This window comes from Streptomyces sp. NBC_00353, assembly GCF_036108815.1.
Classification (GTDB): domain Bacteria; phylum Actinomycetota; class Actinomycetes; order Streptomycetales; family Streptomycetaceae; genus Streptomyces.
In genome coordinates this window covers 1,722,954-1,745,240 of record NZ_CP107985.1, presented here as the reverse complement: position 1 = coordinate 1,745,240, position 22,287 = coordinate 1,722,954, and the positions used below count along the sequence as shown (strand labels likewise).

Genomic DNA, 22,287 nt, shown 5'->3' with positions numbered 1-22,287 from the left:
CGCTGAGAGGAACGTCCGTGCTCGTTCCGGCTGCTCACTGTCGCCGGCGACTGCGGCAGGGCGATGCAGGAGTGAATACTCAACGACATGTCGTACGAAGTCTCATGCGGACGAGGCGATCGCGGGTCCGACCAGGGAACACTGGCCGCTCGCCGGGCACGTCGGGCAAAGAGTTCCGCGGGGGCCCGAGTGCCGCGGACAACCCGCTCAACAAGCTGCGCAACTTACCGGCGTCCCTGGGCTGCGGGGTCCGAAGTCATCGCGTCAGGAGTCTCTGGGGTCTGTCCGGCGGATCTTGCAGGCCGTGCCGGCGCAAGGCGGTGGTTGCACGCTTGCCTGCGCGGCTTCTAAATCACGCGACACCGCCTCCGGGCTGTGGGAACCTCACCCGCGATGACACAACGAACCGATACACCCCGCACGTGGGACGAACGTACGCAGTTGGCCACCTTTCTGGATTACGCCCGTGACACGGCGCGAGCCAAGTGTCAGGGCGTGTCCGAGGAAGATGCCCGCAAGGCACCGCTCCCGAATTCACCGTTGATGACGATGTGCGGGTTGATCAGCCACCTGCGATGGGTCGAGCATCACTGGGTCCAGGTGATGTTTCTCGGTGAGGAGCCCGAGGGGCCGCTCACGGCGGCGACCGACGACGACCCCGACCCCGAGATGCGGACAGCGGTCGACATCCCGTTGCCCCAGCTTCTCGCCGAGTACGAGGAACAGAGCGCCCGCTATCGCCGCCTGGTGGCCGACCGCGACCTGAACTCAACTGCCGAACGTCCTATCGGCGACGGCCGCCACGTGGACCTGCGCTGGGTGGTCCTCCACCTCATCGAAGAGATTTCCCGCCACAACGGTCACCTCGATGTCGTGCGTGAACTCGTCGACGGGCAGACCGGCGTCTAGCTTCTGCCTGGCATTCATGGGCGGAGCCAGAGTCTGATCGAGGCGAGGGTGACGGTGCCGTGGAAGACGTAGGCGCGTTTGTCGAACCTCGTGGCCACGGCAACCCTGCGATGGCTGACCCAACGGCTGCCGTGCTTCTCGGACTTCGGTAGATGCAGCTTCAGCCGGGCCCACTCCACATGCGTTGAATCCCCCCGCCCCATGCCCATGCCAACGACCCGAGACCGAGGCGGTCACAAGACCCGTCGGACAGACCCTAGGCGTCCGCGAGGCGCGCCTCCTCCAGGTCCAGTGAGCGTTGCAGCCGGCGGTGGGTCGTGTCGCCTATGCGGTGCTCGTCGTACAGGCGCTGGAGCTCGGCCGCCTCCACGGTGATCAGGTCGCGGCGCAGCTGGCGGTAGGTGAGGTCGGCGGATTCTGTCGGGGTCCCGTCGCCGTTGTCCTGCGCGAGCCGGTCGCGGGCGTGGTCGAGTCGAGCCGTCAGGCCGCGGCGAAAGCGGTCGAGGACGACCTCCGGGACGGCTTCCAGGTCCGAAATCTCCTCCAAGCGGCTCAACCCCGCGGTCGCCAGGCTGCAGCGGGCCTCGGCCTCCTCCCGTTCCGTGTGGTCGGGCTCCAGGGCGATGCCGGAGCGGCGGACGACCGAGGTGAGGGTGAAACCCTGAACGACGAGGGTGGCGACCACGACCGAAGTGGTGAGGACGAGGACGAGGGGGCGTTCCGGGAGCGTGGCCCCCGCCTTGGTGGTCACCGGGATGGACAGGGCGGCGGCCAGCGGTACGACACCCCGGGTGCCCGCCCAGGTCAGCACCACCGGCACGCGCCAGTTCATGCGCTGGATGCCGCCCTTGCGCTGCACGACCGCCGACAGCGGCGCCAGCCACAGCATGCGCATGGTGATCAGCGTGGCGGCAACGGCGAGCGCGTACAGCGGCCACGCCCGGTCACTGTCGGCGAGGGCGCGTACTTGGGCCGGCAGGACCAGGCCGATGAGGCTGAAGACGACACTCTCCAGCAGGAAGACCACGGTGCCGTAGACGGCGTGCAGTTGGAGCCGTATGCGGGCGTTGGTGAGCCGATCGCCCCGGCCGCCCAGGACAACACCGGCCACCACTACGGAGGTGACACCCGACGCATGCGCCGCCTCGGCCAGAACGTAGGACGCGTACGGAGTGACGAGGGAAATCACCGTCTCCAGCACCGGGTCCTCCGTACGCCTGCGGATCAGGGCCACCACGCCCGCAACGGCCGCCCCGATGACCATGCCGCCGCCCGCCGGCAGCGCGAACTCCCGTGCCGCCGCACCCCAGCCGACCGCCGCCGATGCGACGGCGACGCTCACCGCGACCCGGAACAGGACCAGCGACGTCGCATCGTTGAACAGGCTCTCGGCCTGGACCAGTACCTGCACCTTGGGCGGCAGCGCCAGTCGCCTGCCCAGCGCGGTGACGGCCACCGGGTCCGTACTGGCCGGCACCGCGCCCAGCACCAACGCCATCTGCCACGACAGTGGCGTGACCAGGGAAGCCACCGCGCCGACCGCTGCCGCCGAGGCCAGCACCAGGCCGGTCGACAGCACCCCGACCGGGCTTCCACACCGCGCGCAGCTCGCGCCAGGACAGCTCCTCGGCGCTCGCGTACAGCAGTGGCGGCAGCACGACCAGCCCGATGATCTCGGGGCTGATCTGAATTTCGGGAGTGCCCGGCAGCAGGGCGACGGCGAGGCCGGCGACAACAAGGAGGGAGGGAGCGGGGATCCGCCGGCGGCGCGCGAAGGTCGCCACCACGGTGGCGAGTACCACGAGAGCCGGGACCGTCCCTACGCTGCGCATGCCGTTCCCTTGGTCGCGAGAAGGAGACCTTGTGGCTCCCTGCCGACCAGACTTCCCGGCGCACCACTTTCACCCCATCGGTCCAGGGCTCGTCAAAGTGGTGTCAACGTCCACGTGACCGGCGCCAAGCTTGCGTCAAGGGGCACGCCGAGCGACTCGCACAAGCGCTTCGGTAGGAGGGAAGGAACCCTTCCCTCCGGGGAGTTGATCGCCAGTGAGCGGAGCATGTCGGCTGCGATGAGTGACGTACGGGCCAACATGAGTGACGCATGGACCGGCGGGGGTGAGGTCCGGACCGGCGGCGGTGATGTACGTCCCGGACGCTTGAAGGTCTACCTCGGGGCCGCCCCGGGCGTGGGCAAGACCTACCGCATGCTCGACGAGGCGCGGCGCAGGGCGGCACGCGGCGCCGATGTCGTCGCGGGGTTCGTCGAGTGCCACGGGCGCCCCGGCACGGAGGCGATGCTCGACGGCCTGGAAGTCGTCGAGCGAGCCCCGTGCTCCTACCGCGGCGCCGAGTTCACGGAGATGGACCTCGCCGCGGTCCTCGCGCGCCGCCCGCACGTCGCGATCGTCGACGAGTTCGCCCACAGCAACGTCCCTGGCGGCGGCCGCAACCCCAAGCGCTGGCAGGACGTCGAGGAGCTGCTCGCGGCAGGGATCGATGTCATCAGCGCGCTCAACATCCAACATCTCGAATCCCTCAACGACGTTGTTGAGAAGATCACCAGGGTGCCGCAGCACGAGACGGTGCCCGACGAGGTCGTCCGCAGAGCCCATCAGATCGAGCTGGTGGACATGCCACCCGAAGGGCTGCGCCGCCGGATGGCGCACGGCAACATCTATGCGCCCGCGAAGGTCGACGCAGCGCTCGCCAACTACTTCCGACCCGGCAATCTGGCTGCGCTGCGTCAGCTTGCCCTGCTGTGGGTGGCCGACCGCGTCGACGAAGCGCTTCAGCAGTACCGCTCGGAGCACGGCATCGGTGGGGTTTGGGAGATTCGGGAGCGGGTCGTGGTCGCGCTCACCGGCGGCCCCGAGGGCGACACCCTCATCCGGCGGGCTGCCCGCATCGCCGACCGGTCGGCCGGCGGTGACCTGCTCGCCGTCCACGTCACGCGCAGCGACGGGCTCGCCGCGGGCACCTCGCACGCTTCCCTGGTCCGGCAGCGACGGCTGATCGAGGACCTCGGCGGCAGCTACCACTCCGTGGTCGGCGACGACGTCGCCACCGCCCTGGTGGAATTCGCGCGTGCCGAGAACGCCACCCAGCTCGTGCTCGGCACCAGCCGCCGGGGCCGCCTCGAACGCTTCGTCACCGGACGCGGCACCGGCGAGACGGTTGTCGAACTCTCCGGCGACATCGACATCCACACGGTCACGCACGAACGCGCCGGGCGCGGCACGCTGCTGCCCTCGCGCAGGCGTACTCTGTCGACCGCACGCCGGATCGCGGGCCCGGTCGCCGGCCTGCTGCTGCCGGTGGCGCTCACCCTCCTGTTGGATCTGGGCGCAGCCCGGGACAGACTCAACCTCACCAGCGAGGCCCTGCTCTTCCTGCTCGCCGTGGTGGGGGTGGCCTGCATAGGTGGGGTCGCGTCGGCGGTGATCGCGTCGGTGACGGCGTCCCTGCTGCTCAACTACTGGTTCATCCCGCCCATCGGGCAATTCACGCTGAACGATCCGAATGCCTTGCTGGCCCTGGCGGTCTTCGCGGTGGTGGCCGCCATAGTGGCTGCTGCCGTCGACCGTTCCCTGCGTCTGTCGCGGCGCTCGGCGCGGGCCACCGCCGAGGCGGAGACCATGTCGTCCCTCGCGGGCACCATCGTGCGCGGCGGCGCGACGATCCCGGCGTTGGTGGAACGCACCCGCGAGACCTTCGGCATGGACTCGGCGGAGCTGGTGGACGAGCCGCCCGGAGGGGACGACGTGACGGCTGTACCTGCGGGCCCCGGCGCCTTCCTGGTGCTGCGCGGCCGCCCCCTGCCGTCCTCCGAACGGCGCGTCCTGGCCGCCTTCGCGGCGCACGTGGGCGCCGCCGTCGAACGGGCCCGGCTCGCCGAGGCCGCCGCCGAGATCGAACCGGTCAAGGCCGCCGACCGGATGCGTACGGCGCTGCTGCGGGCGGTCGGCCACGACCTGCGTACCCCGCTCGCCGCCGGCTGGGCAGCCGTCTCCTCACTGCGCAGCCGTGACGTGGAGTTCTCCGACGAGGACCGGGGCGAGCTCCTCGCCACTGCCGACGAGTCGATGGCCAAGCTGAACCGACTGGTGGAGAACCTGCTCGACCTCAGCCGATTGCAGGCAGGGGCGCTCACCCTGAACCTGCGCGCCACCACGTTCGAGGAGATCCTGCCGGCGGCGCTGGCAGACACCCCTGAGGTGGAGGTGGGGGACCTGGAGGAGGTTCCGGCCGTGCTGGCCGACCCGCCCTTGCTGGAGCGGGTGGTCGCCAACCTCGCGGGTAACGCCGCCCGCCACAGTCCGGCCGGGCACAAGGTGCTGCTGACCGCGAGCACTCACGCAGGCCGCGTCGAGCTGCGCGTCGTCGACCGCGGTCCCGGCCTCCCGCCCACCGACCGCGACCGCATCTTCGAACCGTTCCAGCGCCTCGGCGACACCGACAACACCACCGGACTCGGCCTGGGCCTGGCCCTCTCCCGAGGCCTGACCGAGGCGATGGACGGCACCCTCACCCCGGAGGACACGCCCGGCGGCGGCCTGACCATGGTGCTGTCCCTGCCCTTCGCCGAGATGGCGGAGCACCGCATCGGTACGCAGAGCGCAGGAGGGCGGCCGTGAAGGACAGCTGAGACCCGGTACGGCATGGGCGGCCGGCCCGCGGTACGCCAGACACGCCCCACACCGCTGACGGACGCATACGGAATGGTGACGCCGAACCCCTCGCTCACCCGGAACCGGACACGTCTGTCCTGTCGTTCCTGGCTGATGTGACGTCAACTCTCCTTCTTCTAGCGGGACTTGGTTCCCGCTCCCAGCGCATGGTGAGCTGCGGATACGACGGCCTCGCGCGCCGGATCGCAGTCGAACTGGACGCCGTGTGCGGCGAGGGCCGTTGTTGTCGTACTGCCATTGCCACCGACGGCACCCGTGCGGTCGGCGAGCCACGGCTGCACCTGCTCGGCTACGGCGACTGGACGGGGCCGGCCTCTGCCACCCTCATCGGGGTGGGGTGCTCGGCCCGCGGTGCCGTCCGGCAGATCACCGAGCTGCCGGCCTGAGTGTGTGCGGCATGCTGGAGGCATGCGGATCGAGGTCGTAGTCGTGAAGGAATGCCCGAACGAACAGCTGGCTGTCGGCCGGTTGTGGCGGGCCTTGGAGGCGGCAGGGCTGCACGAGGTCGATGTCGTCACGCGGGTGGTCACCGACCAGGCTGAGGCCGAACGCATCGGTTTCACCGGCTCCCCGACCGTCCTCATCGACGGAGAAGACCCGTTCGCAGAAGCCGGACGGACGCAGGGGATGGCCTGCCGTCTCTACCGCACGCCCGAGGGCTTGGACGGCGCCCCCAGCGTCGGCCAGCTGCACCAGGCGCTCGCGACCGCCTTCCACCACGAATCCTGATCTCGGCTCACCCGGGCCACTGCGGGACGCAATCGCTGTAGGACGTGCCCGGCATCCCGGTCGACGCCGTGCAGGGTTTTGGAACAGTGACGGTGGATCCGGCGACGGCCGACTTCCTCAAGGCCCTTGCCGGCGAGACACGTCGGAAAGTGATGCAGCAGTTCACCCGAGGTATCGAGCTGATGACTTTCACGCGAGAGCGGACAGCGTGGCCGCCGCGGCGCAAGGCGCTCTGTTGCCCGCCCGCCTGCACCGGCTAACCGGCCGCGCCGGAGCGTGGGGCGGCGGTCGAGCGCAGGTCGAGCATGGCGGACATGGCCGCCACGACGGACGGGGCGACCTGGTAGTAGACCCAGGTCCCGCGCCGCTCCGAGGTCAGGAGTCCGGCCTCACGCAGTTTCTTCAGGTGGTGGGAGACGGTCGGCTGGGAGACGCCGACATCGGAGATGTCGCACACGCACGCCTCGCCGCCCGCGTGCGAGGCGACCTTGGAGAACAGGCGCAGCCGTACCGGGTCCGACAGCGCCTTGAACATCAGGGCCATCTTCTCCGCGTCGTCCTGTGACAGCTCGCCGGCGGTGATCGGCGGGCAACACGGCACCACGGTCCCTGTGTCCAGGACTGGCAGTTCCGCAAGCTCTGATTTCGACATGTGTCTATGTTGACACTCATCGATGCCGAGTGCCAAGCTCCCGATATCGACAGCAATCGAAGCAGCGGCCGTCCGGTCGCCTATCTCGGAGGACATCGCCGCCATGACCACCACTGCAGACCTGCCGGTTGTCGTCATCGGGGCCGGCCCCGCCGGGCTGGCCGCCGCCGCACACCTGGTCGAGCGCGGCATCGAGCCGCTGATCCTGGAAGCAGGGCCGGCCGCAGCATCCGCAGTACGTGACTGGTCACATGTGCGGCTGTTCTCCACCTGGGGCGAGGTAACCGACCCGGCCGCCGAGAAGCTCCTGGCGCCGACCGGCTGGACCAGGCCCGACGCCGGCACGTACCCGTCCGGCGGGGACTGGGCCGAGCAGTACCTCCAGCCCCTGGCCGATGTCCTGGGCGACCGCGTCCGTTTGAGCGCCACTGTCACCGGTGTCTCGCGCACCGGCCGCGACCGTATTGTCGACGCCGGCCGCGAAGCCCAGCCCTTCGTCGTCCACTTCACCAGTGCTGACGGCAGCGAGGAGCGTGTCTTCGCCCGCGCGGTCATCGACGCCTCCGGCACTTGGACCACCCCGAGCCCGGCCGGCGCCAGCGGTCTTCCCGCCCTCGGCGAGAAGACGGCGGCCGACCGCATCGCCTACCGTGTCCCGGACTTGAAGGACCCGGCCGTCCGTGCCCGCTACGCCGGCAGGCGCACCGCCGTCATCGGCTCCGGCGCCTCCGCGTTCACCGCCCTGGCCACTCTCGCCGACGTCGCGAAGGACGAGCCCGGCACGCACGCGGTGTGGATCCTGCGCCGCGGCATCAGCGGCTCCACCTTCGGCGGTGGCACCGCCGACCAGCTCCCTGCCCGCGGCGCCCTCGGCCTGGCCGCGAAGGCCGCCGTCGACAACGGCCACGCCGACGCGGTCACCGGCTTCCGCACCGAAGCCATCGAGCGTGACGGTGACGGCCGCCTGGTCCTGGTCGGCGAGGACGGACGGCGGCTGGACCCGGTGGACGAGGTGATCGTGCTGACCGGCTTCCGCCCCGACCTGTCCTTCCTCTCCGAGATCCGCCTCGGCCTCGACGAGCGCCTCCAGGCACCCACTGAGCTGGCCCCGCTGATCGACCCAAACCAGCACTCCTGCGGCACCGTCTACCCCCACGGCCACCGCGAACTGTCCCACCCCGAACCCGGCATCTACCTGGTCGGCATGAAGTCCTACGGCCGCGCCCCGACCTTCCTCGCCATGACCGGCTACGAGCAGGTCCGCTCCGTCACCGCCGCCATCGCCGGGGACACCGAATCCGCCGACCGCGTCGAACTCACCCTCCCCGAGAGCGGAGTCTGCGGCGGCGCCGGACTCTTCGACGACCCGGCAGCCGGCCAGGCCGACGGCACAGGCTGTTGCGCCGCTCCGGCAGTCGCTCTCGTACAGATCGGCGCCGGCACCTCTTTGCCGATTGCAGCAACTGCCGACGAATCGCCGTCCGGCGGCTGCTGCGGAGCCTGAACCCCGGCGCCCCGGCCAACGTCCCTGTGCAGCCGGCCCTTACGTCATCAGCGCAGCCGCCGCCGAGGTGTCCTGTGAGGACGTTCGGCCGTGTATCTCGGCTGGTCCCGGCGTCGCCTGTGACCCTGCGACCGGCTTCATCTCCACGCACCTGTCGACCGACGCGGGCAACAACCTCGTCGTCGGGGGCGATGACGGGTTGTTCGTTCCTGCGGCTGCGGGCGGGGCCGTCACCACCGGCTGCGGTCTGGGCGGCGACGGCTCGGCCGGTGCCCCGCCGGCCGTGGTAGCGGGAACGTGGCCCTATGCGTGCAGTGCTGGCCATGCTGGTCGGGTACCGGCGGATGGAGAAGCGGTACACCACCGACCACGGCCAGGTCCCGGACGTCGTCGACGTCCAGAGCCGCGTGCTAGCCCTGGCCCGGTCGCGCATTCGGCATGGGGATTCCCCGAAAAGGCGTGCAGCCTTGGCGCGTCCTTGACGCGTCTCGCCGTGGTGGCCCGGTCACACTGGCCCCGAACAGCACCCATCCCCCCGCACCCTGCACCGCGAGGTCCCTCATGGCGTACGGCCTGGCCCGCCGCGAACTGCGGCCGAGAGTTCCGTTGCGGCCCGGGGAAGGTGAACGGCACCATCTGACCAGCGTCGAGGGGCTCGCCGCGCTGTCCCTGGACGCGTTGAGCTCGGTCGCGTACGGACCCGAGGCGATCGTGCTCGTCCTGATCGCCGCCGGGACCGGGGCGCTGACCGCCACGCTGCCGGTGACATTGGTCATTGCCGCGCTGCTGGCGGTGCTCGTCGTGTCCTACGGACAGGTGATCGCCGTTCACCCGGACGGGGGCGGCGCCTACGCGGTGGCGAAGAAGGATCTCGGCCCCAGGACGAGTTACCTCGCGGCGGCCAGTCTCGTCGTCGACTACGTGCTGACCGTGACCGTCAGCCTGGCAGCCGGCGCGGCCAGTCTCGTCTCCGCCTTCCCTTCCCTCGGCTCGCATCTGCTGGAAATCTGTCTCGTCGGGCTTGCTCTTCTCACGGCCGTGAATCTGCGCGGCGTGGCCGAGAGTGCGCGGGTGCTGATGCTGCCCACGGGGCTGTTCATCGTGAGCATCCTCGGCATCATCGCGCTCGGGCTGCTGCGCTCCCACCCGGCGGCCGTCGTCGGGACCGCCCAACCTGTGCACGGCACTGAGGCGTTGGGCGTGCTGCTGCTCCTGAAGGCATTCTCCTCCGGCTGCTCCGCGCTGACCGGAGTGGAGGCCATCGCCAACGGTGTGCCCGCCTTCCGCGAGCCGCGTGTCAAGCGGGCGCAGCGCACCGAGCTGATGCTTGGCGCGCTGCTCGGGCTGATGCTGATCGGGCTGGCCGTCCTGATCCGCCGCGACCATGTGGCCCCGCGCGGCGGCGTGACAGTACTCGCGCAGCTCACCGCGGGCTCGTACGGGACGGGCTGGCCGTACTACACGACCAACCTCATCGTCACCCTCGCGCTGGCCTTCGCCGCCAACACCAGCTTCGGCGGCCTGCCCGTCCTGATGAGTCTGCTCGCCAGGGACCACCGGCTGCCTCATCTCTTCGGTCTGCGCAGAGAGCGCCCCGTCTACCGCTGGGGAGTGGTGGCCCTCGCTCTGCTCGCGGCGCTGCTACTGATCGCCGTGAACGCGGACACGCACCGGATGATCCCGTTGTTCGCGATCGGGGTGTTCATCGGCTTCACCATCAGCCAGGTCGGGCTCGTACGACATTGGGCGCGGGAGCGGCCGTCCGGCTGGGTGCGGCGCGCCGTGCTCAACGGGGTCGGCGCGATCCTGACCACCGTGGCCGGCATCGTCCTGCTGACCACCAAGTTCCTGGAGGGGGCCTGGGTGGTGGTTGCCGCCGTTCCGCTGCTGATGCTGCTGTTCGCCCGCATCCAGCGGTACTACACAGCGGTCGGCAGGGAACTGGGGCTGGGTGAAGTCCCGCCGCCCGTACGCGTTACCGACTCCCTCGTCATCGTGCCGGTCGGCGAGGTCAGCAAACTCACCCAGCACGCTCTGACGGCCGCCCGTGCCCTCGGCCACGAGGTCGTCGCGGTCGCCGTGCACGGTGATCCCGCCAAGGCTCGTGCGCTGGAGGAGAGTTGGGACCGCTGGGATCCCGGTGTACGTCTGGATGTCATCGACAGCCCGCAGCGCTCACTGGTGCAGCCCATCGTCGACTACGTCCAGCGGGCGGCGGAGGGAGGGCGGCAGATCGCCGTCCTCATCCCCGAGGTGGAGCCCCTCCACCGCCGCTACCAGATCCTGCAGAATCAGAGGGGCCTGCTGCTGGCGGCCGCGTTGAGGGCCCGTACCGACGTCGTCGTATGTGTCGTGCCGTACCGGCTGAGCCTGTGAGGTCGCAGGCTCAGCCGCTGCTCGGGCCGCTACAGCAGTCCGTCGGCGATGGTGCCGAGGGACAGCGCCGGAAGGAAGTTGAGCAGTGCCAGGATGACGGCCGCCGCAGTGGCAAGGACGACGAAGTTGACGCCCTGCGCGCGCAGCGTGCCGACTGTGACGACGCCCGGTTGCTGCTTGGCGAGGCGTCCGGCCAGGGCCAGGACGCAGGCCATCGGGAGGTAGCGGCCGGCCAGCATCGCGAACACCATCAGCAGGTTGTGGAAGTCGGTTGCGCCGTTGAAGCCCGCCATCGCGCTGCCGTTGCTGTTGGTGTTGCTGGTGTAGGCGTAGATGAGCTCGGTCAGGCCGTGCGCTCCTGGGTTGCCCATCGAGGTCCGGCCGTCATCGAAGGCGAGTGCGATCCCCGTGCAGGCGAGAATTACGGTGGGCGGGATCAGCGCGTACACGACCACCCACCGCATCTCCCCGAAGCCGATCCGTTTGCGCAGGTATTCCGGCGTGCGGCCGACCATCAGGCCGCCGATGAAGACGGCCACCAGGACCACGATGATCAGGCCGTAGAGCCCGCTGCCGGTGCCGCCGGGCGCGATCTCACCGAGCATCATCGCGGACAGCAGCACCCCGCCGCCGAGGCTGGAGAAGCTGTCGTACGAGGAGTTCGCCGCTCCGTCCGCCGAACCCGTGGCCCCCACGCCGAACAGTGTCGAGCCGGGGATGCCGAAGCGGGTCTCGGTGCCTTCGTACTGTCCGGCGACCGCCTGGGTGACCGTGCCGGTGTGGGCGCTCTGCGCGAGCGTGCCCGCGGCGAGGAGCAGGCCGAAGAGGATCCCGACGACGGTGAGCAGGGTCCAGCTCTGCTTCAGGCTGCCGATGAGCCGGCCGAACATGCGGATGCAGGCTGTCGGGATGAGCAGCATCAGCACGATCTCGAACGCGTTTGTCCAGGCGCTCGGGTTCTCGAAGGGGTGGGCGCTGTTGGCGTTGAAGACACCGCCGCCGTCTCCGGAGAACAGCTTCAGCGGCTCCCAGGAGCCGACAGGTCCCTCGAGGATCGTCTGCTTGCCACCCGCGACCGTGGTGAAGGTGTGTCCGGCGCCGAGGCTCTGGACGACACCGCCGGCCATCAGGATCAGGCCGCCGACGACCGCGATCGGCACCAGGACGCGGAAGATCGTGCGCAGCAGGTCGACCCAGAAGTTGCCGAGGCCGTCCGTGGACCGCCGGATCAGGCCCCGGACCAGGGCGAGGGCCACACAGATGCCGACCGCCGCCGACGCGAACGCCTGGACACCCAGGCCCGCCATGACGGCGAGATGCCCGGTGGTCGACTCTCCCGCGTAATTCTGCCAGCTGGTGTTCGTCGTGAAGGAGACGGCGGTGTGCAGCGCGAGCCGCCATGGCATGCCCTCGTGCCCCGTCGACCAGGGAAGCTTTCCCTGAAGGGTGAACAAGGCGAAGAGCGCCGCGATGCTCATGACGGAGAAGGCGATCAGGGCGGTGAGGTAGTGCCGCCAGGTCTGCTCCTTGTCCGGGTCGATTCCGCAGACGCGGTAGAGGGTTCTCTCTCCCCGCCAGTGCTTCCCACCGTCGAGGACGCGGGCCATGTAGTCGCCGAGCGGGACGTGCAGCCCCACGACCACGGCGAGGACGAGCGATGCCTGGATCCAGGCCGCCATGATCAGGCTCCCTGCTTCGGATACGTACGGTCGAGGGCGATGTTGAGCTCGACGACATTGACGCCGCGCTCGCCGAGCACGCCGAGCGCGCGGCCGGTGGTGTATTTCTCGATCAGCTTGCGTACGCCGGCCACGCTCGCTCCTCGCTCACGAGCGATCCGCGGGGCCTGGAGCTTCGCGTACGCCGGGCTGATGTGCGGGTCGAGGCCGCTGCCGCTCGCGGTGACCGCGTCGGCGGGGACGACAGGGTCCGACGGGGCGTTGCCGCGCACGGGGACGATCACTGCGTGGCTGTAGTCCGCGCCGGGCTTCGCGCATGTGACGCGAACTCCCTTGTAGGAGGTGAGGAACGGCTTCGCCGGGCAGGCCTGGTTGAGGCTGACGGCCTGGGTGGCACGTCCGCGCGTACCGCCGTCGTAGAAGACGCCGAGTACCGCACCCACGCCGTCGTCCGTGCAGTACGGGCGCGAGCCGTCGACGCCTTCGAGGTCGCCGACCGCCTTGCTGCGCGCGCACACCAGGGTGAGCAGGCTCGGCTTGTCCTTGGTGTCGACGACGGACTCGGGGCCCTGGTTGCCGGCGCCGGACGCCGTGGCGTCGTATCCCGTACCGGCGTTGGAGGGCCGGGACTGGAAGTACTTCTTGATGGCGTTGCCCTTGGCGTCGGTGAAAGTCTGGCCGATCAGCGAGGATCCGGCCGGTCTGCCGTTGGCGCCGGTCACCTCCGACGTGCCGCCGAGGCCCGGGACCTGGGCTGCCGCCACCATGGCCAGCGGATAGGCCAGGCCGGTCAGGAGAGTCAGCACGAGGACCACCCGCAACGCTGCGATGTGCTGGGCGAGCCAGTGTGGGATGCGTGTCATGGTCAGATCCCCGGGATGAACTGGACGAGGGCGAAGTCGATGAACTTGATGGCCAGGAACGGGGCGATCACGCCGCCGAGTCCGTAGATCCACAGGTTGCGGGTGAGCAGGGTGGAGGCGGAGGAAGGCCGGTAGCGCACGCCGCGCAGGGCGAGCGGGATCAGCGCCACGATGACCACCGCGTTGAAGATGACCGCAGAGAGGATCGCGGACAGCGGCGAGTGCAGGTCCATGATGTTGAGCCGGTCGAGCCCCGGGTACACCGCCGCAAACATCGCGGGCAGGATCGCGAAGTACTTGGCGATGTCGTTTGCGATCGAAAAGGCCGTCAACGCGCCTCGGGTGATGAGGAGTTGCTTGCCGATCTCGACGATCTCGATGATCTTCGTGGGGTCGGAGTCGAGGTCGACCATGTTGCCGGCCTCCTTGGCGGCCGACGTACCGGTGTTCATCGCCACGCCGACGTCCGCCTGCGCGAGTGCCGGGGCATCATTCGTACCGTCGCCCGTCATGGCGATGAGATGGCCGCCGGCCTGTTCGCGCTTGATCAGCTCCAGCTTGTCCTCGGGGGTCGCCTCGGCCAGGAAGTCGTCGACACCCGCCTCCTCGGCGATCGCCCGGGCTGTCACGGGGTTGTCTCCGGTGATCATCACCGTGCGGATGCCCATGCGGCGCAGCTCGTCGAAGCGTTCGCGCAGGCCGGGTTTGACGACGTCCTTGAGGTGGACGACGCCGAGTACCTCGGCTGTGCCGTCACTCCTCGACTCCGCCACGGCCAGCGGCGTACCGCCGGACGCGGAGACATGATCCACGGTGGTATCCAGCGCGGTAGGTACCTTGCCGCCCTGCTCGCGCACCCATGCCGCGACCGACGCCGCGGCTCCCTTGCGCAGCCGCTGACCGCTGGGGAGGTCGACCCCGGACATACGGGTGGCGGCGGTGAACGGCACCCACTCGGCGCCGGTCGCAGAACGGGTGTCCTCGACGACCGAGGCGTGCTCGGCGTGGATGTACTCGACGATCGACCGGCCCTCGGGCGTTTCGTCGGCCAGGCTGGAAAGGAGCGAGGCCTTTGCCAGCCGCTCCATGGAGACTGCCCCGACCGGCAGGAACGCGCTCGCCCGCCGGTTGCCGAAGGTGATCGTGCCGGTCTTGTCGAGCAGCAGGGTGTTGACGTCGCCCGCGGCCTCAACCGCCCTTCCGGACATGGCCAGTACGTTTCTCTGCACCAGCCGGTCCATGCCCGCGATGCCGATCGCCGAGAGCAGCGCACCGATGGTCGTCGGAATCAGACAGACCAGGAGCGAGACCAGCACGATGGCGGTGACGCCGTCCGCGGTCAGCGCCGCGGTGTCGTGCGCGGCGGCCATCGCGTCCTTGGAGAAGATCGCCATCGGCTGCAGGGTCACGACCGCGACCAAGAAGACGAAGGTCAGCATGACCAGCAGCAGGTTGAGTGCCAGCTCGTTGGGGGTCTTCTTCCGGTTGGCACCCTCGACCAGGGCGATCATCCGGTCCAGGAAGCTCTCTCCGGGCTCTTGGGTGATCCGTACGACCAGATGGTCGGAGAGCACCCGGGTGCCTCCGGTGACGGCGCTCCGGTCGCCTCCGGACTCGCGGATGACCGGCGCGGATTCACCGGTTATGGCGGACTCGTCGACGCTGGCCGCGCCTTTGATGACGTCGCCGTCACCGGGGATCAGGTCCCCGGCCGGTACGGACACGATGTCGCCGCGCCTGAGCTCGGAGGCGGCGACGGCCTCTTCGAGGTAGGAGTCCTCCGCCGCCCCGGGCTCCCAGCCCGCGAGCCGCCATGCGGTGGTCTGCTGCCGGGTCTTGCGCAGAGCGTCGGCCTGCGCCTTGCCACGGCTCTCGGCCACGGCCTCGGCGAGGTTGGCGAAGACCACCGTCAGCCACAGCCAAGCGGTGATCAGCCAGCCGAAGAGATTGGGGTGGACGACCGCTATGCCGGTGGTGAGCGCGGCACCGACCTCGGTGACGAACATGACCGGGTTGCGGAACAGGGCCACCGGATTCAGCTTGCGGAGCGCCTGGGGGAGCGCGAGCCACAGCTGCTTGGGATCGAGCATTCCGGCACCGACCCGGCGCGGCCGTTCTTCGCGCGGAGGCGGCACGTCGTGGACGGGGGCGGGTTCGACCGTTGCGGGGGCGGACATCAGAACTTCTCCGGCTTGATCAGGGCAAGGATCAGATAGGCGAGCAGTGCGACGGCCACGACCAGGCCGACGGCGTTTTCGACGGTCATCGAGACCTCGTCCTCACACATTGGGGTATGCGAACAGGGGGTACTTGGTGATCTTTCGGGCCGTTCGTGGCATGCGTCGAGCGGCGTCCGCCGAGAGGGTGTTTCGGCGGACGCCGGGATTGGGGGACCCGAGCTACAGGCCGATGTCCCTGCGGCTCATGTCGTCCATTGATTCGCGGCGTACGAGTACGCGTGCGGTGCCGTCGGACACCGCGACGACGGGCGGTCGGCCGATCATGTTGTAACCGGAGGCCATGGAGAGGTGATGGGCCCCGGCCGCCGGAACGGCGAGGAGGTCGCCGGGGCGTATGTCGCCCGGGAGTGCTACGTCGTCGGCGAGGACGTCGCCGGCTTCGTAGTGCCGGTCCACGACGGTGACGAGGCGGGGCGGCGCCGCCGAGGGGCGGCCGATGAGGCGGCACCGATGTGCTGAGGATGCCAGCGGCTCCAGGAGTTCTCGCGCTCACGGACCTTGGCCGCGGTGCGGTGGGCCGCGGGGGCGGAGAACGGCGGGTCGACGGTCAGAGCGGTGACGCCCAAGGGGGCTGCGAGAGCGCGCAGCGCGGGTTCGGAGAGCCTGATGCAGTCCTGGTCAGCACCCAGAGTGGCGGTGAGCTTCGCCACGGAGGTGAATCCGACGGCAGTGCGGCCGCCCAGAGGGGTGCGGAAGAACCGGGTCGTACAACCAGAGGGCCCCGACCGGACAGGGACGTAGAGGAGTCCGGCCGGGAACCGTTCAGAAGGCTCGGGGTCCTCGGGAAACTCGAGTGGAGACATGGTGCTGCTCCTCGCAGAAGGCGACTGGCGGCGCCCGGTCGGTCCGGCCGGGCGCTCCACCGAAGCTATGCCCGCCCACCGGGGATGGGCCGCCACGCTGACGGATGCTTGACGCCGAGCCTCCACCCCGTAACGCGACGCTGACGGGCACGGTGAACCTGGTCAGCCTGCCCGGCAGGGCCTTCGGGCAGAACTCACACGGACGGCCTCCACGGCCGGCGTCCGATGTCGGCGACAAAGCCGCCGGCCGCCCTAGCGCAACAGGCCTTCAACACCCCTGCGGGGCAATAGAACTACGTCGCAGCCTGCCTGCAGCCCGTGGGTGCCACGGAGGATCAGCCGCGCGCGGTGCCACATGTCCTGGTGCACCGCACCAGACGGTCGATCCTCTGTGTGCCGCGGAAGGTCAATGGGTGACCGGCGTCCGCCGAGGACGCGATACACCCAAGGGTGTACTTGAGGGTCAGCGATCGGTGTCGTCGAGTGGAGCGGCCCGGAGGGGCGCACCATGGAAGGGCGCGAGGACGACATGGGGGGCGACCTGGCAGGAGTCCGCCGGTGGCACGTGGACGGTTGCGGATCTATCTCGGGGCCGCCCCTGGGGTCGGGAAGACGTACGCCATGCTCGCCGAGGGGCAGCGGCTGCGTTCACGGGGCGCGGATGCGGTCGTCGGCTTCGTCGAGCCGCATGGGCGTCGGCCCACCGCGGCCATGGCCGAGGGGCTGGAGACGATCCCCCGGCGTACGTTGAGCCACCGCGGTGCGCTCTTCACGGAGATGGATCTCGACGCAGTGCTGGCCCGCCGTCCCCAGGTCGCGCTGGTCGACGAACTGGCCCACTCCAACGTTCCGGGGACCCGCAACGCCAAGCGGTGGCAGGACGTGGAGGAACTCCTGGCCGCCGGCATGGATGTCGTCACCACGCTCAACGTCCAGCACCTGGAATCCCTCAACGACGTGCTACGGCAGATCACGGGGGTCAGCCAGCGAGAGACCCTGCCCGACGAGGTGGCCCGTCGGGCCGACCAGATCGAACTCGTCGATCTGCCACCGGAGGTGCTCCGCCGCCGCATGGTCCACGGCGACATCTATCCGCCGGACCGCATTGAGTCCGCCCTCACTCACTACTTCCGGGTCGGCAACCTCACCGCATTGCGCGAAATCGCCCTGCTGTGGCTCGCCGACCGGGTGGAAGAGGGGCTGCAGCGCTACCGGGCGGAACACGGCATCGTCGCTCCGTGGGAAACCCGGGAACGCATCCGGGTGTCCCTGAGCGGCGGGCCTGAGGGCGAGACTCTCATCCGCCGTGCCGCGAGGATCAGCGCTCGTACACCCGGCACCGAGTTGCTGCACTTGCCGGAACAGCTGCCCGACGTGATCGCCGACGCCGCCCTCCTCACCCGGGCCCTGACCGCCCTGGGGGCCGACGCATTGCGTCACAGCCCGCCGGACAGGCCCCCACGGCATGCCCGACCGGGGCCCCGAACTGAGCACTGCGGCCTCCCGGGTTCCGGGTACCCGGGCCGACAGCCTGGCTCTGCGGCTTTCGCGCGACTTGGCCGAGGCGATGGACGGGACCCTGGAGACGACCACTGAGGGGCCCGCTTTCTCGGTGATGCTCTCTCTTCCGAGTTCTGCGCCTGGCGCCAGCGCGACATCCGGCCGCGCCGAGTGAATCCCGGCACTTCACCGTCATCCCATCGGCCCACAGAGCGTCAGGGCATTCTCGAGGTCGACTGATATAGCGTCAGAAAAGAATCAATCTCGCATTCCGCATCAAACCCATATTTCAACCGGGAGGCTGAACAGGCCTGCCTCTGATGACTCTGCGGGGTGCCTCGCGCATGTCGGACGTCGCGTACATCGGCCTCACGATCGTGGTGTTCGCCCTCATCGGCCTGGCTGCCAAGGGGGTCGGACGCCTGTGAGCGTGGAGAACATCGTCGGCCTGATCGTTGCCGCGTGCCTCGTGGTCTACCTGGTCGTCTGCCTGATCTTCCCTGAGAAGTTCTAGGAGACAGCCCGATGAATGACACCCTCGCGGGATGGCTGCAGGTGCTCGCCCTGGTGATCGCGCTAGGCCTCTCGTTCCGCCCCCTGGGCGGCTACATTGCCCGCGTCCTGACCACTGATCATCATTGGGCGGCTGAACGCCTGATCTACCGGGCAGGCGGTGTGAACGGCGACGCCGATCAGAAGTGGTCGGTATACCTGCGCAGCATCCTTGCCTTCTCCGCAGTGTCGGTGCTGTTCCTGTACGCGTTTCTGCGCCTGCAGAACCATCTCCTGCTGTCGCTGGGAATGAAGCCGGTCACCACGGACCAGTCGTTCAACACCGCGGCATCCTTCGTCACCAATACCAACTGGCAGTCGTATTCCGGTGAGTCGACGATGGGCCATCTGGTCCAGATGACGGGCCTGGCGGTTCAGAACTTCGTCTCCGCGGCCGTGGGTATCGCCGTCGTCGCGGCGCTGATCCGGGGCTTCAGCAGGAAGGCGACCGATCGCGTCGGGAATTTCTGGGTGGACCTGACACGAATCGTGCTGCGTGTTCTGCTGCCCCTTGCGTTCGTCTTCGCGATCGTTCTGGTGGCCGCCGGTGCCGTCCAGAATTTCCATGGAATCCACGACATCACCACCATCGCGGGCGGGCACCAGAGCATGACCGGCGGCCCCGTCGCCTCCCAGGAGTCCATCAAGGAACTGGGCACCAACGGCGGTGGTTTCTACAACGCGAACTCCGCGCACCCCTTCGAGAACCCCAACGCCTTCACCAACCTGATCGAGATCTACCTCATGCTGGTCATCGCGTTCTCACTCCCGCGGACCTTCGGGACGATGATCGGTGACAACCGTCAGGGCTACGCGATCGTCGCCGTGATGGCATTGATCTGGTGCGCATCGGTCGCCATCGTGACCGCCAACGAGCTGCACAGCGTGAGCAGCGCGGCCGGTCATGCGGCCGGCGGAATGATGGAGGGCAAGGAGACGCGGTTCGGGATCTGGGCCTCGGCTCTGTTCGCTGTGTCGACCACCCTGACGTCGTGCGGAGCGGTCAACTCCTTCCATGACTCGTACACGCCGGGCGGCGGCGGAATGACGATCTTCAACATGATGCTGGGGGAGATCGCGCCCGGCGGCGCCGGCTCCGGGCTCTACGGGATCCTGGTCCTGGCGATCGTCGCGGTGTTCGTCGCCGGACTGATGGTCGGCCGTACGCCCGAGTACCTGGGCAAGAAGCTTCGGGGCCAGGAGATGAAGTTCGCCTCGCTCTACATCCTGACCACGCCCGCGCTCGCGCTGGTCGGTGCGGGGCTGGCGATGGCGTTCCCGGGGGAGAGGGCGGCCATGCTCAATTCCGGGCCGCACGGCTTCTCCGAGGTCCTGTACGCCTTCGCGTCGGCTGCGAACAACAACGGCTCGGCGTTCGCGGGGCTGAGCGTCAATACCGTCTGGTACAACACCGCTCTTGGTGTGGTCATGCTCGTCGGCCGGTTCCTGCCGATGGTGTTCGTCCTGGCACTCGCCGGCTCGCTCGCCGGGCAGCAGCCTGTTCCGGTCACCGCGGGCACCCTGCCCACTCACCGGCCGCAGTTCGTCGGGCTGTTGACCGGAGTGATCCTCATCGTTGTCGGTCTGACGTACTTCCCGGCGCTCGCGCTCGGGCCCCTCGCGGAGGGTCTGCACTGATGTCCACGACCGCCACACCCGCTCCCACCCCGCCGAGCGCGGGGCGTCAGCAGCACCGGGTCTCGGGCGGACTGCTCGATCCCAAGCAGCTTCTGACGTCCTTCCCCGACGCCCTGCACAAGCTGGATCCGCGCTCGATGGTCCACAACCCCGTCATGTTCGTGGTGGAGGTCGGGGCGCTGCTGACCACGCTGTCGGCCATCAGGACGCCCAGTGTCTTCGCCTGGGTGATCACGGCGTGGCTCTGGCTGACGTCGGTCTTCGCCAATCTCGCCGAAGCCGTGGCCGAGGGACGCGGCAAGGCCCAGGCGGAGTCTCTGCGCCGCGCCAGGACGACGACGATGGCCCGCCGTCTCACCGGCTGGCGGCCGGGCGCGACCGACGCCGCAGAGGAGGAGGTTCCGGGTGTCGATCCTCGACTGGGCGATCACGTCGTCGTCGAGGCCGGGCAGGTCATCCCCGGCGACGGCGATGTGGTCGAGGGCATCGCAAGCGTCGACGAATCGGCCATCACGGGCGAGTCGGCGCCGGTGATCCGCGAGTCGGGCGGCGACCGGTCCGCGGTCACGGGCGGCACCAAGGTGCTCTCGGACCGGATCGTCGTAAGGATCACCTCGAAGCCGGGGGAGACCTTCATCGACCGGATGATCGCACTCGTGGAGGGGGCCGCGCGGCAGAAGACGCCGAACGAGATCGCGCTCAACATCCTGCTGGCATCCCTCACGATCGTCTTCCTGATCGCGGTGGCGACCCTGCAGCCCTTCGCCATCTTCGCAGGGGCCGAGCAGACCATCGTCATCCTTGTCGCCCTCGTGGTCGCCTTGATCCCTACGACGATCGGCGCGCTGCTGTCGGCGATCGGCATCGCGGGCATGGACCGGCTCGTGCAGCGCAACGTGCTGGCGATGTCCGGGCGTGCGGTGGAGGCCGCGGGTGACGTCAACACGCTTCTGCTCGACAAGACCGGCACCATCACCCTCGGCAACCGCCAGGCCGCCGAATTCCTGCCGGTGGACGGGGTGAGCGTCGAGGAACTCGCGGACGCCTCCCAACTGTCGTCGATCGCCGACGAGACGCCCGAGGGCCGTTCGATCGTCGTCCTCGCCAAGCAGGAGTACGCGCTACGTGGGCGTAGCGAGGGAGAGCTGGCCCAGGCACAGTTCGTACCCTTCACCGCTCAGAGCCGGATGAGCGGTGTCGACCTCAACGATCCTCAGGAGAACCGGTTCTTGCGCAAGGGAGCGGCGACGGCAGTGATGCGCTGGGTCCGTGAGCACGGCGGCCACCCCACGGCGGAGGTCGGCGGCATCGTCGACGGAATCTCTGCGAGCGGAGGCACCCCCCTGGTCGTCGGCGAGGTGATCCGGCGCGGCGATGCGCCCGGTGCACGCGTTCTCGGCGTCATCCACCTCAAGGACGTCGTCAAGGAAGGGATGCGCGAACGCTTCGACGAACTGCGCCGCATGGGCATCAAGACCGTCATGATCACCGGCGACAACCCGCTGACCGCGAAGGCGATCGCCGAGGAGGCGGGGGTGGACGACTTCCTCGCCGAGGCCACGCCCGAGGACAAGATGGCACTGATCCGGCGTGAGCAGGCGGGCGGCAAGCTGGTGGCCATGACGGGCGACGGTACGAACGACGCGCCCGCGCTGGCTCAGGCGGACGTCGGCGTGGCGATGAACACGGGTACCTCGGCCGCCAAGGAGGCCGGGAACATGGTGGACCTGGACTCCAACCCGACCAAGCTCATCGAGATCGTCGAGATCGGCAAGCAGTTGCTGATGACCCGCGGTGCGCTGACGACCTTCTCGATCGCCAACGACGTCGCGAAGTACTTCGCGATCATCCCGGCGATGTTCGCGGTGGTCTACCCGGGCCTCGACAAGCTGAACATCATGCGCCTGCACAGCCCGACCTCGGCGATCACCTCCGCGATCGTCTTCAACGCGCTGATCATCATCGCGCTGATCCCGCTCGCCCTGCGTGGTGTGCGCTACCGGCCGTCCTCCGCCGCGAAGCTGCTGAGCCGCAACATCTGGATGTACGGGCTCGGCGGGCTGGTGCTGCCCTTCGTGGGCATCAAGCTGCTCGACCTCTTCATCCAGTTCATCCCCGGCCTGGGCTGACAGACGGCCCGACGAGAGAAGAAGG

General features: G+C 69.1%; 15 protein-coding genes and 4 pseudogenes. 11 read left to right on the top strand and 8 right to left on the bottom strand.

Going from position 1 to position 22,287, the window contains the following annotated elements:
* Window positions 1-393 precede the first annotated feature (393 nt).
* Window positions 394-909 carry a DinB family protein gene (locus tag OHA88_RS08320; RefSeq protein WP_328624905.1) on the top strand — a complete coding sequence of 172 codons (516 nt, stop codon included), beginning with the start codon at window positions 394-396 and terminating at the stop codon, window positions 907-909.
* 256 nt (window positions 910-1,165) lie between these two features.
* On the opposite strand, the pseudogene OHA88_RS08315 reads toward OHA88_RS08320, so the two are convergent.
* Window positions 1,166-2,741 (bottom strand): annotated as a pseudogene (locus OHA88_RS08315) (Na+/H+ antiporter).
* Window positions 2,742-2,999: 258 nt separating this feature from the next.
* On the opposite strand from OHA88_RS08315, the gene OHA88_RS08310 reads away from it, so the two are divergent.
* The 4 genes and pseudogenes from OHA88_RS08310 (at window position 3,000) to OHA88_RS08295 (ending at window position 6,586) form a co-directional block, all read left to right on the top strand.
* A complete protein-coding gene (locus tag OHA88_RS08310; protein ID WP_328629623.1) occupies window positions 3,000-5,543 on the top strand; it encodes a sensor histidine kinase in 2,544 nt (847 codons plus the stop codon).
* Between the two features lie 281 nt (window positions 5,544-5,824).
* Window positions 5,825-5,983 (top strand): annotated as a pseudogene (locus tag OHA88_RS08305) (pyridine nucleotide-disulfide oxidoreductase); the annotation flags it as partial.
* A 22-nt stretch (window positions 5,984-6,005) separates the two neighbouring features.
* Window positions 6,006-6,326 carry a hypothetical protein gene (locus OHA88_RS08300; RefSeq protein ID WP_267008642.1) on the top strand — a complete coding sequence of 107 codons (321 nt, stop codon included), beginning with the start codon at window positions 6,006-6,008 and terminating at the stop codon, window positions 6,324-6,326.
* A gap of 44 nt (window positions 6,327-6,370) precedes the next feature.
* Window positions 6,371-6,586, top strand: coding sequence for a hypothetical protein (locus tag OHA88_RS08295; RefSeq protein WP_328624904.1), 216 nt, complete (start codon window positions 6,371-6,373; stop codon window positions 6,584-6,586).
* Here the strand turns inward: OHA88_RS08295 and OHA88_RS08290 are convergent.
* On the bottom strand, window positions 6,583-6,978 hold the full coding sequence (locus OHA88_RS08290) for an ArsR/SmtB family transcription factor (protein WP_326625186.1): 396 nt from the start codon (window positions 6,976-6,978) through the stop codon (window positions 6,583-6,585). The genes OHA88_RS08295 and OHA88_RS08290 overlap by 4 nt on opposite strands.
* Before the next feature lie 103 nt (window positions 6,979-7,081).
* Here OHA88_RS08290 and OHA88_RS08285 point away from each other — a divergent pair, with 103 nt between their 5' ends.
* Window positions 7,082-8,482: an NAD(P)-binding domain-containing protein gene (locus OHA88_RS08285; protein ID WP_328624903.1), complete on the top strand. Its 1,401-nt coding sequence runs from the start codon at window positions 7,082-7,084 to the stop codon at window positions 8,480-8,482.
* 561 nt (window positions 8,483-9,043) lie between these two features.
* Window positions 9,044-10,858 carry an APC family permease gene (locus OHA88_RS08280; RefSeq protein WP_328624902.1) on the top strand — a complete coding sequence of 605 codons (1,815 nt, stop codon included), beginning with the start codon at window positions 9,044-9,046 and terminating at the stop codon, window positions 10,856-10,858.
* 29 nt (window positions 10,859-10,887) lie between these two features.
* On the opposite strand, the gene kdpA (OHA88_RS08275) is transcribed toward OHA88_RS08280, so the two are convergent.
* From kdpA (OHA88_RS08275) to OHA88_RS08250, 6 genes and pseudogenes are all read right to left on the bottom strand, one after another.
* Window positions 10,888-12,537 (bottom strand): potassium-transporting ATPase subunit KdpA, encoded by a 1,650-nt coding sequence (gene kdpA, locus OHA88_RS08275; protein ID WP_328624901.1) that lies wholly within the window; start codon window positions 12,535-12,537, stop codon window positions 10,888-10,890.
* Window positions 12,538-12,539: 2 nt separating this feature from the next.
* Complete coding sequence (locus tag OHA88_RS08270) at window positions 12,540-13,400, bottom strand: potassium-transporting ATPase subunit C (protein ID WP_328624900.1); 861 nt, start codon at window positions 13,398-13,400, stop codon at window positions 12,540-12,542.
* Window positions 13,401-13,402: 2 nt separating this feature from the next.
* Window positions 13,403-15,577, bottom strand: a complete 2,175-nt coding sequence (gene kdpB / locus OHA88_RS08265) for a potassium-transporting ATPase subunit KdpB (protein WP_443044193.1) — start codon at window positions 15,575-15,577, stop codon at window positions 13,403-13,405.
* Window positions 15,577-15,666 (bottom strand): K(+)-transporting ATPase subunit F, encoded by a 90-nt coding sequence (gene kdpF, locus OHA88_RS08260; RefSeq protein ID WP_326625181.1) that lies wholly within the window; start codon window positions 15,664-15,666, stop codon window positions 15,577-15,579. Before kdpF (OHA88_RS08260) ends, kdpB (OHA88_RS08265) begins: the two co-directional genes overlap by 1 nt.
* A 133-nt stretch (window positions 15,667-15,799) precedes the next feature.
* Window positions 15,800-16,084 (bottom strand): annotated as a pseudogene (locus OHA88_RS08255) (diaminopimelate decarboxylase); the annotation flags it as partial.
* Entirely contained in the window at window positions 15,991-16,443 is a 453-nt protein-coding gene (locus OHA88_RS08250; protein WP_328624899.1) for an SAV_915 family protein, read from the bottom strand. The gene OHA88_RS08250 and the pseudogene OHA88_RS08255, both read right to left, overlap by 94 nt.
* A 558-nt stretch (window positions 16,444-17,001) precedes the next feature.
* Between OHA88_RS08250 and OHA88_RS08245 the strand changes: the two are divergent.
* The 4 genes and pseudogenes from OHA88_RS08245 to kdpB (OHA88_RS08230) all read left to right on the top strand — a co-directional run.
* A pseudogene (locus OHA88_RS08245) lies at window positions 17,002-17,799 on the top strand (histidine kinase); the annotation flags it as partial.
* Window positions 17,800-18,367: 568 nt separating this feature from the next.
* On the top strand, window positions 18,368-18,457 hold the full coding sequence (kdpF, locus tag OHA88_RS08240) for a K(+)-transporting ATPase subunit F (protein WP_107055367.1): 90 nt from the start codon (window positions 18,368-18,370) through the stop codon (window positions 18,455-18,457).
* Between the two features lie 11 nt (window positions 18,458-18,468).
* Window positions 18,469-20,133 carry a potassium-transporting ATPase subunit KdpA gene (gene kdpA / locus OHA88_RS08235; protein WP_328624898.1) on the top strand — a complete coding sequence of 555 codons (1,665 nt, stop codon included), beginning with the start codon at window positions 18,469-18,471 and terminating at the stop codon, window positions 20,131-20,133.
* A complete protein-coding gene (gene kdpB, locus OHA88_RS08230; RefSeq protein ID WP_328624897.1) occupies window positions 20,133-22,262 on the top strand; it encodes a potassium-transporting ATPase subunit KdpB in 2,130 nt (709 codons plus the stop codon). Before kdpA (OHA88_RS08235) ends, kdpB (OHA88_RS08230) begins: the two co-directional genes overlap by 1 nt.
* Window positions 22,263-22,287 lie beyond the last annotated feature (25 nt).

Bases quoted from the DNA above. Each gene is read 5' to 3' on its own strand.
- OHA88_RS08320 (WP_328624905.1), top strand. From the start codon at position 394: ATGACACAACGAACCGATACACCCCGCACGTGGGACGAACGTACGCAG.
- OHA88_RS08310 (WP_328629623.1), top strand. From the start codon at position 3,000: ATGAGTGACGCATGGACCGGCGGGGGTGAGGTCCGGACCGGCGGCGGT.
- OHA88_RS08300 (WP_267008642.1), top strand. From the start codon at position 6,006: ATGCGGATCGAGGTCGTAGTCGTGAAGGAATGCCCGAACGAACAGCTG.
- OHA88_RS08290 (WP_326625186.1), bottom strand. From the start codon at position 6,978: ATGTCGAAATCAGAGCTTGCGGAACTGCCAGTCCTGGACACAGGGACC.
- OHA88_RS08285 (WP_328624903.1), top strand. From the start codon at position 7,082: ATGACCACCACTGCAGACCTGCCGGTTGTCGTCATCGGGGCCGGCCCC.
- OHA88_RS08280 (WP_328624902.1), top strand. From the start codon at position 9,044: ATGGCGTACGGCCTGGCCCGCCGCGAACTGCGGCCGAGAGTTCCGTTG.
- kdpA (WP_328624901.1), bottom strand. From the start codon at position 12,537: ATGGCGGCCTGGATCCAGGCATCGCTCGTCCTCGCCGTGGTCGTGGGG.
- OHA88_RS08270 (WP_328624900.1), bottom strand. From the start codon at position 13,400: ATGACACGCATCCCACACTGGCTCGCCCAGCACATCGCAGCGTTGCGG.
- kdpB (WP_443044193.1), bottom strand. From the start codon at position 15,577: ATGTCCGCCCCCGCAACGGTCGAACCCGCCCCCGTCCACGACGTGCCG.
- kdpF (WP_326625181.1), bottom strand. From the start codon at position 15,666: ATGACCGTCGAAAACGCCGTCGGCCTGGTCGTGGCCGTCGCACTGCTC.
- OHA88_RS08250 (WP_328624899.1), bottom strand. From the start codon at position 16,443: ATGTCTCCACTCGAGTTTCCCGAGGACCCCGAGCCTTCTGAACGGTTC.
- kdpA (WP_328624898.1), top strand. From the start codon at position 18,469: ATGAATGACACCCTCGCGGGATGGCTGCAGGTGCTCGCCCTGGTGATC.
- kdpB (WP_328624897.1), top strand. From the start codon at position 20,133: ATGTCCACGACCGCCACACCCGCTCCCACCCCGCCGAGCGCGGGGCGT.